Origin of the sequence: Desulforegula conservatrix Mb1Pa (assembly GCF_000426225.1) — a bacterium.
Taxonomy (GTDB): Bacteria; Desulfobacterota; Desulfobacteria; order Desulfobacterales; family Desulforegulaceae; genus Desulforegula; species Desulforegula conservatrix.
Genome location: NZ_AUEY01000005.1, coordinates 1 through 14,480, shown reverse-complemented (window position 1 = coordinate 14,480; position 14,480 = coordinate 1). Strand labels below are relative to the sequence as shown.

The following is a 14,480-nucleotide window of genomic DNA, read 5'->3' as shown; positions in this document are numbered from 1 at the left end:
ATATCATCTGTCAGTAATTTGGCCCCGCGCACAAAAAAAACTCGGATTCAGAAAGTTTTTCATTCTCGGCAGGGATATCATCTTGAAAACTAGATTTGATTTAGCCACAATAATAGGTTTTCTTTCCGCCTTCGGGCTGATTGCCATAGCAATGGGATTTGGCGGAGGCATAGGAATATTTTTTGATCTCCCTTCAATTCTGATCGTTCTTGGAGGAACCGTGGGAGCAACCATGATAAATTATCCTTCAAAGGATGTCATAGCTTCTTTTTCCACTCTAAAACACGCTTTTTTCATTAAAAAGGACACTGAACCCAGGGTCGTAATCACTAATTTCATAGCTCTTTCAGTAAAAGCAAGAAGGGAAGGAATCCTTTCCATAGACTCGGATCTAAGAACAGTATCAGATCTTTTCATAAAAAAAGGGCTGCAACTGACGGTGGATGGATTTGAGCCCCATTCCATAAGAAACATAATGAACTCGGAAATTTCATCCATAAGGGAAAGACACCAGGGAGGGTCTGAAATTTTCACGGCAATGGGAACATACGCACCAGCACTTGGGATGATAGGAACACTCATCGGACTAGTCCAGATGCTCAAATCCATGAACAACCCAGAATCCATAGGCCCGGCCATGGCTGTGGCTCTGATCACGACCTTTTACGGAGCTGTTCTTTCCAATCTTGTCTTTCTTCCTGTGGCCGGAAAGCTCAGGACTAAAAGCAAGGAAGAAGCAAGAACCAAGGAAATGATTGTTGAAGGAGTGGTATCCCTGGCTAATGGAGAAAATCCCCGCATAATGGAACAGAAAATGTTGAGCTTCGTATCAGGCAAGGATAGAACCTTTGGCAAAAAAAACAAATAGAGCCATGAAAAAGCCATGAGCAATCAGGATCAAAGAGAAGAAGAAGACCAGCTCCCTTCAGGAGGATCCAACACCATTGCCCTGTCCCTGTTTATTATTGTGCTGGCATTTTTCATTTTCACTGTGGCCATATCAAGTCCTGAAAAAAATAAAAAAACATCCCTTCTGGCTTCTGTTGAAAAAACATTCGGCGGACTGTCCATGGCTGAAAGAAAAACAGAAGCCCCTATAAACCAGAAACGTATTGCAAAGGCGCCTGTTGATTTCTCTCCCATAATTTCAGGAGACTCGGAGCTTGCAAAATATGCGGAAATAAGGGTGGAATATGAATATTCCGCACTTGTAGTTCCTGCCGATTACTTTTTTGAAGGAACAGATACCAAAATACGTCAGGGCTCCATCGAGTCCCTGGACAAAATAGCCGATCTGATCAGAAAAGGCGGATATTCTGCCGAAATAACAGGCTACCCTTCCGCCTTTAGCCCAAAAGAATCAAGAGTCTCGGCACTCAGGGCAATGACAATAGCCCTTCATCTTTCTGAAAAAGGCAATATTCCCATAAACAGATTAAGCTCTTTTTCCTGGACAGGCAAAAGATCCCCCGAAGACGCGAAAACAGATATTGAAGGCAAAGCGCCGGACTATATGGAAATAACCTTTAAAGCCGGAAGCGGCTTAGAAGAAGATGAATCATTGAAATTCAAAGATTTTATCTTCAAGGTTCTGGACTGATCATGGACGAAGAAGAATACCAGGAAGAATCAAAAAAAATCAATAACATAGGGCCTGATCCCAATGCATGGCTTGTCACGTTCACAGACCTTGTAATGCTGCTTCTTACCTTTTTTGTAATGATTTTCAGCACCAGATCCATAGACAAACTGTTCATAAGAGATGTTTTCTCCCAGCTTTTCAAGCATGCACATATAGAAGACTCTTCAGGTGATATTCCTGTGGTAGGCCAGAAGAAAAAAATAATCCTCGGAAAAGAAATGCTCAAAAAAGAACTCGAAAATCAGGAAGTACTGAAAAAAATAAACGCGGAAGAGGATGAAAGGGGAATATCCATATCTTTGTCATCTGATGCTCTTTTCCAGTCAGGAGAAGCAAGGGTGCCGTTATCAGGTTGGCATCTGCTTGACGCTCTCGGGGTGTTATTCAGGAATATTGACAATGATATAATAATAATGGGGCACACAGACGACATTCCTGTTAAGACAGACAAATACGGCAGCAATATGGAACTCTCTGTCGAAAGGGCACTCGCAGTTGCAAAATACCTGAATGAGAGAGTTGATGTCCCTGCGTCAAGAATTGCAGCAGGCGGATACGGAGACTCAAGACCAGCATTTTCAAACGATTCTGATAAAAACAGGACAAGAAACCGAAGAATAGAATTCATACTGAGGAAACCCAAATGAGTTCAGATCATAAACCAGAAAGTAAACCGGAACATAAAGCAGGACACGAAAAAACAGAAGCTTCTGCAGAAGGCAAAAAGCCCCTAAAAAAATGGCTGATTATTGGCGCGGTTATTGCTTTAGTGCTTATAATAATTTTAACAGCCGTATATTTCTTCTTTAAAGGCAAAGGGCAGGACAAAAAAGCCCCTGAAAGCGCAAAGGAAGAAAAAAAGGGCAAAGAGGAAAAGCCTGAAAAAGAAGAAAAAAAAGGCGAAGGAGAACCTAAAAAGCCGGATGAGAAAACCTTTTTCCCTGCAATATTTTTCACGGATCGACTTACGCTTCCTCTGTCCCCTCCTGTAAAGGAAGACGATGGGAAAGCCAAAAAAATGACGCTTAAGAAGGCAAAGGAACAAGAAGAACAGCCCAAGGAAGGCCAGAAATTTCTCATTATCCGCCTTGCGCTCGAATTTAAAAATGCGGAAGAAAAAAAGGCTTTTGAGGAATATGCGCCTGAAACCCTTAAGCAACTGGGACAGATAATAGCAACCAAAAACAAAGACGAACTTCTCAATTTCAGTGAAAAGCTGAAGCTGAAGCTCGAAATTTCAAGGATATCGGAAAAGGTAACTGATGGAAAAACCAGGCCTAAAAATATTTTTTTCACTGAATTCACAATACAGTAGGCAGGTCTGATTATGGGCGATATTTTAACCCAGGATGAAGTTGACAGTTTACTCAGCGGTCTGAGCTCCGGAAAAGTAGAGGTTGAGACAGACGTCCCCAAGGATACTACGGGGGTAGCCCTCTACGACTTCATGAGTCAGGAAAGGGTCATCCGCGGCAGGATGCCCACCTTTGAGGTAATAAACGAGCGTTTTGCAAGGGAAATGCGCTCCAGCCTCAGCTCCATTCTTCATACAACAGTTGACATAAGCAGCGAGAATCTTGACACCATCAAATTTTCTGATTTCGGACGATCACTTCCTGTTCCCACAAGCCTGCACGTTTTCAGGATGGAGCCTTTAAGGGGTCACGCCCTGCTTGTTCTTGAAAGCCAGCTTGTATTCAATCTCATTGATACTTTTTTCGGCGGAAAAGGAATGGGCAAGGCAAAAATCGAAGGCCGCGAATTTACTCCGATCGAAGAAAAAATGATCAAGAAGGTCGTGCAATCCTGCCTCATGGATCTTGAAACAGCCTGGGCTCCTGTTGAACCTGTAAAAACGCATCTTGTAAGATCTGAAGTAAACCCCCAGTTCGCAACAATAGTTCTGCCAACAGACCTTGTAATAGTCGCAAAATTCGAGGTGGAGCTTGAGCAGGCTGCGGGCATGCTGATTCTTTGTATGCCTTACGCAATGATAGAACCGCTCAGAAACAAGCTCACAGCAGGATTCCAGGCAGAGACAGAAGATATTGACCTGACCTGGGTAAAAAGAATGAAGGAAATCATTCTGGAGTCCCATGTTGACCTACAGGTCATGCTTGGCTCCACAGAAATAACAGGTGAAAAGCTTCTGTCGCTTAAGCCGGGAGATATAATCCAGCTTGATCAGGATGCGGCAGACCCCATCACCGCAAAAATCGAAGGGTTTGACAAGATAACCGGATTCGCAGGAGTTCAGAGAGGATTCCAGGCATTTCGGGTTGATGAAAAGCTTTTACTTAAATGAGGTCTTTATATGAGTGATGACGCCAACGAAACCAGGGCAGAAATAGGGCATCTTGACAAGGAACTTGCCTTTATACTTGATATTCCTCTGGAATTATCGGTGGAATTGGGCAGAAGCAGGATGCTCATAAACGATCTGCTGCAACTCGGGCAGGGTTCCATCATAGAACTTAACAAGCTGGCAGGTGAGCCGCTTGAAGTTTACATAAACGGCAAGCTCGTTGCAAAGGGCGAAGTCGTAGTTGTAAACGAAAAATTCGGGGTACGTCTGACGGACATAATAAGTCCGCTTGAAAGGGTCAGAAGCCTTGCAGCCACTAAAACGTCATAGGTTCTGAAATGGATCCTTCAATAAGCCCCAATATAATTCCTGAAATATGGCCTCTTGTCTTCAAGACAGGCGGAGCACTTGTTATTATTATCGGAATCCTTGCAGCCATTCTTTTCGTTGCAAAAAGATTCACCTCCCTTCCAGGCCGTCAGGAAGAAATAAAAATAATCGGGGCAAGACACTTTTCTCCGAGGGAAAAGCTTGTGATCGTGGAGGTCTTCGGCAAAAAAATTCTTCTTGGAGTCACTCCTGGAAGAATAGAGAAAATTGAAGTCTTTGAAACTCAGGAAAAGCATTCTGAAGCAGATGATCAGGCATTCAGAAAAGAGCTTGAGGTGAGAATGGAATCTGAAAAATAAAGCGGCGGCAGCTTTATGTCGGGTTACGAGCAAAGAGCGCTCTAACCCGACCTACATAACAAATCGTTAATCGGCGGAATTACAGGTCAGGGTGAGGGCTAAACTGAATGATTTCAGCCCCCTCATCCCAACCTTCTCCCCCGGAGCGGTGGAGAAGGAGTTATTTTGAAAACCTCAATTTGAGACCATGCGCTGTATAGTTGGAATTTGTCTACAGGAATAAAATATGCCTGAATTTATAAAAAAAATATCCGTCAATAATAAAAGCATTATAGCTGCCGTAATGGCGCTGTTTTTTATTTTTGCCATTGCCCTCCCCTGCTTTGGGGCAGACATTCCCATAATGCCGATCCCTTCAATAAAAATCGGAGTGGAAAAGGCCCAGAACACCGACCAGGTGGCTGTTGCACTTGAGATAATCGCCCTTCTCACAATTCTGTCCTTAGCCCCATCCATAGTCATTCTCATGACATCGTTCACAAGAGTGGCTGTGGCGCTGCATTTCCTCAGACAGGCAATAGGAACCCAATCCTCTCCGCCGAACCAGGTGCTGATCGGGCTTGCCATGTTCATGACCTTCTTTATAATGAAACCTGTATGGGACGATGTATATAAAAACGCCCTGACTCCTTATCTTGACAGCAAGATAACTTATAAGGAAGCACTTGTTAATGCTGAAAAACCAATGAAAAAATTCATGCTCGCAAACACCAGGGAAAAGGATCTGGCGCTTTTCATAAAACTCGGCAAATTTGAAAGGCCCCAGACAAAGGATGATGTTTCACTTACGACCCTCATCCCTGCCTTTGTGATAAGCGAACTAAAGACGGCATTCATTATAGGATTCATCCTTTATGTGCCGTTTCTTATTATTGATATGGTTGTGGCCAGCGTCCTTCTTGCCATGGGTATGATGATGCTTCCTCCGGTAATGATCTCCCTACCCTTCAAACTCATTCTGTTTGTACTTGCTGACGGATGGAATATTCTTGCGGGCTCTCTCATAAAAAGCTTTGTGGTGAACCTATGACGCCGGAATTTGTTGTGGGATTTGCCAAGGAAGCGATAATGCTTACGATACTTGTGTCCATGCCAATGCTTGGGCTGGGGCTTATCGTAGGGCTTGCCATCAGTATTTTCCAGGCTGTCACATCCATTCAGGAAATGACACTCAGCTTCGTGCCAAAAATACTCGCTGTTTTTATGGGACTTCTGTTTTTTGCGCCGTGGATGCTTGAAAAACTGGTGACTTTCATAGAAAAAATTATCACTAACATTCCGATGTATATCAGATAGAATTTCCAAAATATGGAACTTTTCGCCTTTACCCATGAAGAATACAAAACTTTTTTCCTTATTCTCACCAGAATAAGCACGATTCTTTTTCTGTTCCCATTTTTCGGAAGCCCTTCATTCCCTGCATTTGTAAAGGCAGGGCTTTCCTTTGCCCTTACCATTTTTCTTTTTCCAGTCGTTAAAGTTGATGCGTCTGCTTGGCCTGATTCCGCATCAGGCGTTGCCATGATGGGAGTCATAGAATTCATGGTGGGCTTTATTCTCAGCTTCAGTGTGAGGGTTTTTGTCGCGGCAGTACAGATGGCTGGACAGATCGCGGGCTTCCAGCTCGGTTTTTCAATGATCAACGTAATAGATCCCCAGTCAGGAAGCCAGGTCTCTGTACTTGATCAGCTGTTCTACTGGGTTGTTCTTGTAATTTTTATTGAAATCGGAGGCCACCATATAATCCTTTCTGCCGTGGTTGACAGTTTCACACTTCTCAAACCCGGTGTTTTGACTTATGGCCCGGATCTGGCTAAAAAACTGATCGAAATGCCCGCCGGCATGTTCGTCCTTGGAATCAAAATGGCGGCTCCAATAATGGCGACAATGATTCTTATTGACGCTGCATTCGGCATAATGACCAAATTCGCCCCGCAGATGAATATCCTGACAGTAGCATTCCCAGTCAAAATAATAGGCGGACTGTTCATGTGCGGATTAGCATTGACCACCTTCCTTATCGCCTGCAGATCTTTTGTTTCAGGACTTAATCTGCTTCTGAGGAGCTTTATGGCTCTTATGGGAGGGGGCTGATGCCTGAAGAAAGCGGACAAGAAAGAACCGAAGAGGCCACCCCCCGAAAACGGGAAAAAGCCAGAGAAGAAGGCCAGGTCGCCCGAAGCGTTGAAATTCCCTCTGTAATCGTGCTACTTGCTTCGATTGTCACACTTTATTTTCTCATAGGCTTTGTATACGGAAAGATGCACGATCTTATCCGGCGCAGCCTTTCCTTTGACAGAATCCCCCTGATGGACATACATGAACTTGTGAGGCAGTCCTATCATTTCACTTTTGTCTTTTTCATAACAATTGCACCTGTTTTACTTGCAGCCTTTATTGCAGCCCTTTTTTCGAACTTTATCCAGGTTGGTTTTACGGTCTCATGGCAGGCCATTGAGGCAAAACCTGACAAACTCGACCCAATGAAAGGCTTTGGCCGCATTTTTTCGAAAAAATCCGCCATGGAACTTGTAAAGAGCATCTTCAAGATAATCATAATCGCGTCTGTTGCTTATTCTTCGGTAAAGGGAAGCATTGGACAGCTATTCATGCTTTACGACAACACCATAGAACAGATCGTTATATTCATACTAAATGACTGTTTCAGGATGTTCTTCTGGGTTCTTGTTGCCATGTTCGTGCTTGCGGCTATAGACTTCGGTTTCCAGAAATGGAGCCATGAACAGCAGCTGAAAATGTCCAAGCAGGAAATAAAAGACGAATACAAGCAGACAGAAGGTGATCCCCAGATAAAATCCAGGATAAGAAGCATCCAGATGCAGGCCGCGCGCCAGAGAATGATGCATGAAGTTCCTAAAGCCGATGTTGTAGTAACAAACCCGACCCACTTTGCAGTAGCACTCCAGTATGACACCATGAACATGACAGCGCCCAAGGTAATTGCAAAAGGAGCAGGCGCAATTGCCCTGAAAATAAGGGAAATTGCCGCAGAAGCCGGTGTTCCTGTCGTGGAAAATCCACCTTTGGCCCGAAATTTGTATAAGTTAGCAGAAATAGGTGATGAGGTTCCTCCGGATCTTTACCAGACCGTTGCTGAAATCCTCGCCTATGTATACAAACTTAAGGGCAAGAAAATGTTCTGATTTCTTCTGTATAACGACGGCACTCCAATAATTATAATTTATGCCGCTAAAGCTTGCCCTTCTTATTAAGAATAATTTTGGTTATTGAAACATCCATAAAGCGTCATACTATTGGCACAGACAGTCAAGATTATGACATAAAAGGTGAATAAGATGGCTGCTGAAAACACAGGCGTTATAAAAGCAATCATGAACGAGTCCTCGGATATAGGGATGGTCGCGGCCGTAATAGCAATTCTCCTCGCGATGATTTTACCTGTACCCACCCTTATTCTCGACTTTCTTCTGGCCCTCAGCATTACTCTTTCGGTCATCGTTCTTATCACGACCATGTATACTGAAAAGCCACTGGATTTTGCCATATTTCCTACAATGCTGCTTTTCCTGACCCTTTTCAGGCTTTCGCTGAACGTGGCATCCACAAGACTTATTCTTCTCCACGGGAATGAAGGCCCGGATGCGGCCGGAGACATAATCAAATCATTCGGTGCATTCGTAGTTGGCGGTAATTATACCGTAGGTCTCATAATATTCGTTATTCTGGTCATCATCAATTTCATGGTTATCACCAAAGGCGCAGGCCGTATTGCTGAAGTTGCGGCACGCTTCACACTCGACGCCATGCCAGGAAAACAGATGGCCATAGACGCAGACCTTAATGCAGGAATGATTGATGAAAACGAAGCAAGAGCGAGACGAAAAGAAGTTGCCAATGAGTCGGAATTCCACGGAGCAATGGATGGTGCCAGCAAGTTTGTAAGAGGGGACGCTGTCGCGGGCATAATAATTACCCTGATAAATGTAATCGGCGGAATCATAATAGGGGTTTCAAACGGGCTTGACATGGCGACAGCAGCGTCAAACTATACCCTTCTTTCAGTTGGCGACGGTCTTGTCAGCCAGATCCCTGCCCTGATAATCTCCACAGCCTCAGGTGTTCTTGTTTCAAGGGCAGGAAGCGGAGAAAGAATGGGCAAGGAATTTTCAAACCATATTTTCAAGCGCCCTGCTCCCATTTATATGGGTTCAGTAATAGTTTTCTTCCTGGGACTTGTTCCCGGGCTCCCTGCCATTCCATTCATGTTTCTTGCGGCTGCTCTGTCCGGAAGCGTTTATTATTTTTCCAAGGATAAAGCCGAAGAAAAAGCACTTCTTCCAGGAGCGCCCGGCCATAAGGAAGAAGCAGCTGAACCATCAGGCCCGGAAGAGGTGGATCATCTTCTTTCAATGGATGTCATGGAGCTTGAAGTTGGTTACGGAATAATTCCGCTTGTTGACAAGTCCCAGGACGGAAGTCTTCTCGCCAGGATAAAGTCCATAAGGCGCCAGTTCGCATCAGACCTGGGCATGGTTGTTCCACCAATTCACATCAGGGACAATCTCAAGCTGAGGCCGTCAGAATACCGCTTTATTATCAAAGGCGTGGAAATGGCAAAATCAGAGTTAATGGTGAATCACCTTCTGGCAATGGACCCTGGAGACGTTGCGAGACCGATTGACGGAATACCGACAAGAGAACCTGCTTTCAATCTCCCTGCCATCTGGATACCGCCTGAAAGGGAAGAAGAGGCAAGATTTGCCGGATATACGGTTGTGGACAACTCAACCGTTGTGGCCACTCATCTTACGGAAATAATAAAATCCAATGCTTCTGATCTTCTCGGACGTCAGGAAGTTCAGCATCTCATTGAAAATGTTGCCAAATCGAGTCCAAAAGCTGTGGAAGAGCTTGTTCCTAACCTCATGAGTATAGGCATGGTTCAGAAAGTTCTCCAGAATCTGCTCAGTGAGCGCATATCAATACGCGACATGCTGACAATAGTTGAGACCCTTGCAGATTATGCGACAATGACAAAAGACCCTGATCTTCTAACAGAATATGTGCGCCAGAAAATGTCCAGATCCATACTTGCACCATATGTTCAGCCGGATGGGGTAATTTCTGTCATTACCATGGACAGAAAGGTCGAGGATATTTTGACGAAGAGTCTCCAGCATACTGATCATGGAACATATATGTCCATAGATCCTAATGTTGCTGAAAAAATAATTCTTGCCACCAAGACGGCCACTGAAAAGGCCATGGACATGAATGTACAGCCAATTGTCCTGACTCCTCCGGGAGTAAGACGCCATCTCAGAAGAATGGTGGAACACTTCTTGCCTGCAGTAATTGTAACGTCACATGCCGAGATAATGCCGAGCATAAGTCTCAGGGCTGTGGCCAAAATAGAAATATAATTTACATCCGTATTCAAGCGGCACCTGCGTTGGCATCGTCGTCAGCTCCTCGGCGTACAAACAACGTAGGCCTCCGGGGCTTCCTCCTTGCCGCCTTGGTGTCATCTTGAATGAGAAGCGAAATAACAGACCTCCGGACGCTGAGTTTTAAAAAACCGTTAAGACCTTGGAGAAAAAAATATGGCATCCCGAACATTTACAGCAGAAAGCATACAGGCAGCCATAAGCATGGTAAAGGAAAGCATCGGACCAGATGCTGTCATTCTGAACACAAGAAGACTGCCGAAAAAAACCAGGGATCCATATGGCAAGGACATGTTCGAGGTCATAGCAACCCAGTCATCAGGCCCTGCCTCACAGAATTCAAAGCAGGGAGCCTCGCTCATAAAAAAAACTGAAAGGCTTCAGAATCAACCGGTACAGAACCTGTTCAACCCGGCTCAGCTTAGCGGCCAAAGTCATGAAGAAAAACCGGACTCTGCCCTTGCGACAATCCAGGCTGAGCTTGATGCCCTCAAAGACATGATTAAAACGCTGTCGTTCTCGGACGGAATTCCTGATGAAGTAAGACGCCTGCCTGAATGTATGGCTTTATTTAACAGACTTGCAGGAACCGGGCTGACAGAGAGAAGAGCCAGACGTTTCATGAGCATTGCGTATGAGGCCATGGAAGGAAAGGAATTTTCAGCTTCGGATTTTAACAGAAAACTGATAGATGTTCTTCTCGGAACCCTTGAAGTAACCGATCCTTTTACAGAAATAAACAGCGGCAATACAAAAAAGAACAAGGCTTTTGCGCTGATAGGCCCGACTGGATCAGGAAAGACAACGACCATAGCCAAACTTGCGGCTGAACTGAGTATTGTCAGAAAGCTCAAAGTAGGTGTAATCTCGATTGACGGTTACAGAATCGGGGCCATAGAACAGATCAAAACATATACGTCCATAATGGGAATCCAGTGCATGGCCGCATTTTCAAGGGAAGATCTTGCCATTGCCATGAGCAAGATGGAAGGCAAGGATGTCATTCTCATAGACACGGCAGGTTATAGTCATTTTGACACCCAGAAGATGAATGAGATCTCGGATCTGATTCAAAAAGACGCCGATATTTCAAGCCTTCTTGTCTTAAGCGCGACCACATCCAAAGAGGACATGCTCGAAGCTTCAAAGAGATACTCTGCATTGAATCCTTCAGCCTATGTTTTTACCAAGCTCGACGAGACATGCAGGCCAGGTGTCATCCTTGACCAGATACTGGACATGCGCATGCCGGTTGCTTTCATGACCAACGGCCAGAAAGTTCCCGACGACCTTGTGGCTGCCACACGTAAAAAAATAATGGGATTTGTATTTGAGAGCCGCAGAATTTCATCGTAAGGTGAAAAACGGATTAAGGATAAGCTCTACCTGATCCAAATTTTATGAATATCGCCTAAATTTAATGACTGGAGTCACAAATGGTTGACCAGGCAAGCAGCCTAAGAAAACTGATGGATCAGAAAACAACCGAAACCGGATTTGCTCTGGCAGGAAATTCAAAAAACACCATAGTCCTATCAGTCACCAGTGGCAAAGGCGGAGTTGGTAAAACAAATATAGTCGCAAGCCTTGCGGAAGCATTCAGATCCATGGGGCAGAGAGTCCTGATAATTGACGCTGACCTTGGACTTTCAAATGTTGATATAATTTTCGGGGTGCATCCCGAGTATCATATCGGCCACGTAATCGACGGAGAAAAAAACATTTCGGAAGTTCTCCTCACCACAGCGACAGGAATAAAAATTCTTCCGGCAGGTTCAGGAGTAACCGAGCTGACCCATCTTACCCAGGGTCAGAAAATGAATCTTCTTGTGGAGCTTGGTACACTCGAAGGCTCTTTTGATATAGTTCTTGTGGACACGGGCGCAGGAATCTCTCCAAATGTCCTTTATTTCAATGCTGCGGCTGATGACTGCATGATAATAGCAACAAGGGAACCAACTTCCATAACCGACGCCTACGCGATGATGAAGGTCATGAACACCCAACACGGAATTAGAAGGTTCAAGCTGCTCATAAACATGGTCAGGGAGTCTTCAGAGGCAAAGGCCGTTTATCTTAACCTGAGCAACGCTGCCCAGAAATTCCTTAGCAATGTGGTCATTGAATACATGGGATTCATACCACAGGATGAAACACTTCAAAGATCCGTAATTAAAAGGGTTCCGGTAATTGTTGACAATCCCGGAGCAGCCTCAAGCCAGAGCATAAAAAAACTGGCAAGAATGATAATGATGTCTCCGCGCACATCCGAATCAGGCGGTAATATAAAATTCTTTGTAAAAAGATTCGTCAATATGGGCAATTAAGCCATAATTATTTATTTTTATTTAAAATACTAAATCCAGGCATTATTTTATTTTAATAGACAGACTATTGCATGATCAGTTTTTTAAGCACTTGATAAGAAAAGCTTTCCTGAAATTCGGTATTCCTGTAGAAAAAAGGATGGTTCAAGGGTTATTCTTTTTGGAATGAATGCATATAAACCACTCCAAAGACCTCTTCAGGAAAGCCGGTATCATGATAAATGAACCAGGCTTATAAATAAGGTTCATCTGCATATGAGCATGAATACATTTTTTTATCCCTATGAAAGCCATGGATCAGGCTTTTTTTCACCCGAGGAAAGGGAGGCTCAGATTGTAAAATATGCGTTTTTCGTGAGACAGATAGCACACAGAATTTCCTTAAGGCTGCCGTCTTCAGTTAATCTTAACGAGCTTATAAGCGCAGGATGCCTTGGCCTAATAGATGCGGTGGACAAGTTCAATCCAAAAAAAGATGTCAGTCTCAAGACATATGCCCAGTACAGAATAAAGGGCGCAATACTCGATGAACTCCGAAGCATGGACTGGTATTCCAGATCGATGCGCAAAAGGATTCACGACATAGAAAAGGCGGTATTCGCCTTTGAGTCAAGGGAGGCAAAGCCTGCCGATGACGAAGATATCGCTGCTGAAATGCACATATCCATTGAAGAGTATCATGAAATGCTTTTTGAGATTCATGCGGCATCCATACTGAGCCTTGATACTTTTTTACGGAACGAGGAAAACACGGAATCAAAAAGAACTTTTCAGGATAATCTTCAGGGAGAAGACGATCCTTCCGATAATATGGGAAAGGAAGAACTGAAAAAGGCTGTGGCAAAGGCAATAGGTCTGCTTTCAAAAAAAGAACAGGTGGTTATCTCCCTTTATTATTATGATGAACTTACCTTGAAGGAAATAGGAAGGGTTATGGATCTGACCGAATCAAGAATATGCCAGATACATTCAGGAGCGCTCATCAAACTCAGATCCCGCCTTTCGGTCTACAGATAAACAGGGATGATTGATTATGGCCCAAGACAAACAGGATTTCGACTCCATATCCCAGGATGATATTGATGCCCTTTTGTCAGGAAAGACAAACAAGGCCGAGACTTCATCAGGTAAAAAAAATCCTGAAAAAGGTCAGAGTTCTCCTGTTGTCTCCGGGCAAACCGGGCCAGAATCATCTGATATTGCCGAATCAGTCTCCCAGGGCGATATAGATGCACTTCTCAGCAGCATAAAACCAATCGATACAGACCTTTCTGAAACAAAAGAAGAAAAAAGCCCGGGCATTGGCAGCATAGTTAATCAGGATGATATTGACAGTCTGCTTTCCGTATTCAAAACAGACGATAAAAAACCTGCTGAATCAAAACCCCAGACAGAAAGTCATTTTGATGTTTTCTCCCAGGACGACATTGACAGCCTTTTGGGATCAATATCAGAACCTCCTCCAGAGCCAATTGCTGAGCCTGTTCAGGAAAAACCTCAATCTTCGACCGTTTCCCAGGATGATATTGACTCACTTCTCGGTGCTGCTCTGAAACCGGAAGCTCCGCAACAGACTCCTGCGCCTGTATCAGAAAAACCTGAAAAGCCGGAAAAAATTGAATCGGCAACTGTTTCCCAGGACGACATAGACTCTTTATTTGGAAGCACTGCAAAGCCGGAACCTAAAAAACCAGCTAAAGAGGATCTTGCAAAAGCCATCTCCCAGGACGACATCGACAGTCTTTTGGGGTCAATATCAGAACCTGTTCCAGAGCCAATTGCTGCGCCTGTTCAGGAGAAAGCAGAGTCTTCAACCGTTTCCCAGGATGATATTGATGCCCTTCTCGGCGCTGCAATAAAGCCGGAGCCTCCAAAACCTGCGGAACCTGCAACTTTTGAAACTGTATCCCAGGACGATATTGACAGCCTTTTTTCAAGCAAACCTGTTGTTTCAGCTGATGAGCCTGACACACAATCAATTTCTCAGAATGAAATTGAGTCCCTGCTCTCGGGATATGACGGCAAAAAGGAAAAAGAAGAAAAGCCGGAGCCTGAATTTGTATCGCAGGATGAAATAGAGGCTCTTTT

General features: G+C 44.3%; 15 protein-coding genes and 1 pseudogene. All 16 read left to right on the top strand.

The window, feature by feature from the left end; all coding sequences use genetic code 11:
* Window positions 1-82 precede the first annotated feature (82 nt).
* Entirely contained in the window at window positions 83-868 is a 786-nt protein-coding gene (locus K245_RS0103490; RefSeq protein WP_035276408.1) for a motility protein A, read from the top strand.
* A gap of 15 nt (window positions 869-883) precedes the next feature.
* Window positions 884-1,600: an OmpA family protein gene (locus K245_RS0103485; RefSeq protein WP_027358188.1), complete on the top strand. Its 717-nt coding sequence runs from the start codon at window positions 884-886 to the stop codon at window positions 1,598-1,600.
* A gap of 2 nt (window positions 1,601-1,602) precedes the next feature.
* Window positions 1,603-2,289 (top strand): OmpA/MotB family protein, encoded by a 687-nt coding sequence (locus tag K245_RS0103480; RefSeq protein WP_027358187.1) that lies wholly within the window; start codon window positions 1,603-1,605, stop codon window positions 2,287-2,289.
* Window positions 2,286-2,957: a flagellar basal body-associated FliL family protein gene (locus K245_RS0103475; RefSeq protein WP_027358186.1), complete on the top strand. Its 672-nt coding sequence runs from the start codon at window positions 2,286-2,288 to the stop codon at window positions 2,955-2,957. The genes K245_RS0103480 and K245_RS0103475 overlap by 4 nt, the downstream gene beginning before the upstream one ends.
* A 12-nt stretch (window positions 2,958-2,969) precedes the next feature.
* Window positions 2,970-3,947 carry a flagellar motor switch protein FliM gene (gene fliM / locus K245_RS0103470; protein WP_027358185.1) on the top strand — a complete coding sequence of 326 codons (978 nt, stop codon included), beginning with the start codon at window positions 2,970-2,972 and terminating at the stop codon, window positions 3,945-3,947.
* 9 nt (window positions 3,948-3,956) lie between these two features.
* Complete coding sequence (fliN, locus tag K245_RS0103465; RefSeq protein ID WP_027358184.1) at window positions 3,957-4,277, top strand: flagellar motor switch protein FliN; 321 nt, start codon at window positions 3,957-3,959, stop codon at window positions 4,275-4,277.
* Window positions 4,278-4,285: 8 nt separating this feature from the next.
* Entirely contained in the window at window positions 4,286-4,636 is a 351-nt protein-coding gene (gene fliO, locus K245_RS22920; protein WP_035276407.1) for a flagellar biosynthetic protein FliO, read from the top strand.
* Window positions 4,637-4,862: 226 nt separating this feature from the next.
* On the top strand, window positions 4,863-5,666 hold the full coding sequence (gene fliP, locus K245_RS22915; RefSeq protein ID WP_232223791.1) for a flagellar type III secretion system pore protein FliP: 804 nt from the start codon (window positions 4,863-4,865) through the stop codon (window positions 5,664-5,666).
* The gene (gene fliQ, locus K245_RS0103450) at window positions 5,663-5,932 is read left to right on the top strand and encodes a flagellar biosynthesis protein FliQ (protein ID WP_027358183.1); all 270 of its coding nucleotides are present in this window, start codon (window positions 5,663-5,665) and stop codon (window positions 5,930-5,932) included. The genes fliP and fliQ overlap by 4 nt, the downstream gene beginning before the upstream one ends.
* 12 nt (window positions 5,933-5,944) lie before the next feature.
* Complete coding sequence (fliR, locus tag K245_RS22910; protein WP_051283835.1) at window positions 5,945-6,730, top strand: flagellar biosynthetic protein FliR; 786 nt, start codon at window positions 5,945-5,947, stop codon at window positions 6,728-6,730.
* The gene (flhB, locus tag K245_RS0103440) at window positions 6,730-7,800 is read left to right on the top strand and encodes a flagellar biosynthesis protein FlhB (RefSeq protein WP_027358182.1); all 1,071 of its coding nucleotides are present in this window, start codon (window positions 6,730-6,732) and stop codon (window positions 7,798-7,800) included. The genes fliR and flhB overlap by 1 nt, the downstream gene beginning before the upstream one ends.
* A 153-nt stretch (window positions 7,801-7,953) precedes the next feature.
* Window positions 7,954-10,041 carry a flagellar biosynthesis protein FlhA gene (gene flhA / locus K245_RS0103435; RefSeq protein WP_027358181.1) on the top strand — a complete coding sequence of 696 codons (2,088 nt, stop codon included), beginning with the start codon at window positions 7,954-7,956 and terminating at the stop codon, window positions 10,039-10,041.
* Window positions 10,042-10,221: 180 nt separating this feature from the next.
* The gene (gene flhF, locus K245_RS0103430) at window positions 10,222-11,421 is read left to right on the top strand and encodes a flagellar biosynthesis protein FlhF (RefSeq protein ID WP_027358180.1); all 1,200 of its coding nucleotides are present in this window, start codon (window positions 10,222-10,224) and stop codon (window positions 11,419-11,421) included.
* A gap of 80 nt (window positions 11,422-11,501) precedes the next feature.
* Window positions 11,502-12,392 carry a MinD/ParA family protein gene (locus tag K245_RS0103425; protein WP_035276406.1) on the top strand — a complete coding sequence of 297 codons (891 nt, stop codon included), beginning with the start codon at window positions 11,502-11,504 and terminating at the stop codon, window positions 12,390-12,392.
* A gap of 261 nt (window positions 12,393-12,653) precedes the next feature.
* The gene (locus tag K245_RS22905; RefSeq protein WP_051283855.1) at window positions 12,654-13,409 is read left to right on the top strand and encodes a FliA/WhiG family RNA polymerase sigma factor; all 756 of its coding nucleotides are present in this window, start codon (window positions 12,654-12,656) and stop codon (window positions 13,407-13,409) included.
* Between the two features lie 16 nt (window positions 13,410-13,425).
* Window positions 13,426-14,480, top strand: a pseudogene (locus K245_RS0103415) (hypothetical protein); the annotation flags it as partial.

What these genes read in the sequence shown, in the direction of transcription:
- flhB (WP_027358182.1), top strand. Translation starts at nt 6,730, where the DNA reads ATGCCTGAAGAAAGCGGACAAGAAAGAACCGAAGAGGCCACCCCCCGA.
- fliM (WP_027358185.1), top strand. Translation starts at nt 2,970, where the DNA reads ATGGGCGATATTTTAACCCAGGATGAAGTTGACAGTTTACTCAGCGGT.
- K245_RS0103475 (WP_027358186.1), top strand. Translation starts at nt 2,286, where the DNA reads ATGAGTTCAGATCATAAACCAGAAAGTAAACCGGAACATAAAGCAGGA.
- K245_RS0103425 (WP_035276406.1), top strand. Translation starts at nt 11,502, where the DNA reads ATGGTTGACCAGGCAAGCAGCCTAAGAAAACTGATGGATCAGAAAACA.
- fliR (WP_051283835.1), top strand. Translation starts at nt 5,945, where the DNA reads ATGGAACTTTTCGCCTTTACCCATGAAGAATACAAAACTTTTTTCCTT.
- fliP (WP_232223791.1), top strand. Translation starts at nt 4,863, where the DNA reads ATGCCTGAATTTATAAAAAAAATATCCGTCAATAATAAAAGCATTATA.
- flhF (WP_027358180.1), top strand. Translation starts at nt 10,222, where the DNA reads ATGGCATCCCGAACATTTACAGCAGAAAGCATACAGGCAGCCATAAGC.
- fliN (WP_027358184.1), top strand. Translation starts at nt 3,957, where the DNA reads ATGAGTGATGACGCCAACGAAACCAGGGCAGAAATAGGGCATCTTGAC.
- fliO (WP_035276407.1), top strand. Translation starts at nt 4,286, where the DNA reads ATGGATCCTTCAATAAGCCCCAATATAATTCCTGAAATATGGCCTCTT.
- flhA (WP_027358181.1), top strand. Translation starts at nt 7,954, where the DNA reads ATGGCTGCTGAAAACACAGGCGTTATAAAAGCAATCATGAACGAGTCC.
- K245_RS22905 (WP_051283855.1), top strand. Translation starts at nt 12,654, where the DNA reads ATGAATACATTTTTTTATCCCTATGAAAGCCATGGATCAGGCTTTTTT.
- fliQ (WP_027358183.1), top strand. Translation starts at nt 5,663, where the DNA reads ATGACGCCGGAATTTGTTGTGGGATTTGCCAAGGAAGCGATAATGCTT.
- K245_RS0103485 (WP_027358188.1), top strand. Translation starts at nt 884, where the DNA reads ATGAGCAATCAGGATCAAAGAGAAGAAGAAGACCAGCTCCCTTCAGGA.
- K245_RS0103480 (WP_027358187.1), top strand. Translation starts at nt 1,603, where the DNA reads ATGGACGAAGAAGAATACCAGGAAGAATCAAAAAAAATCAATAACATA.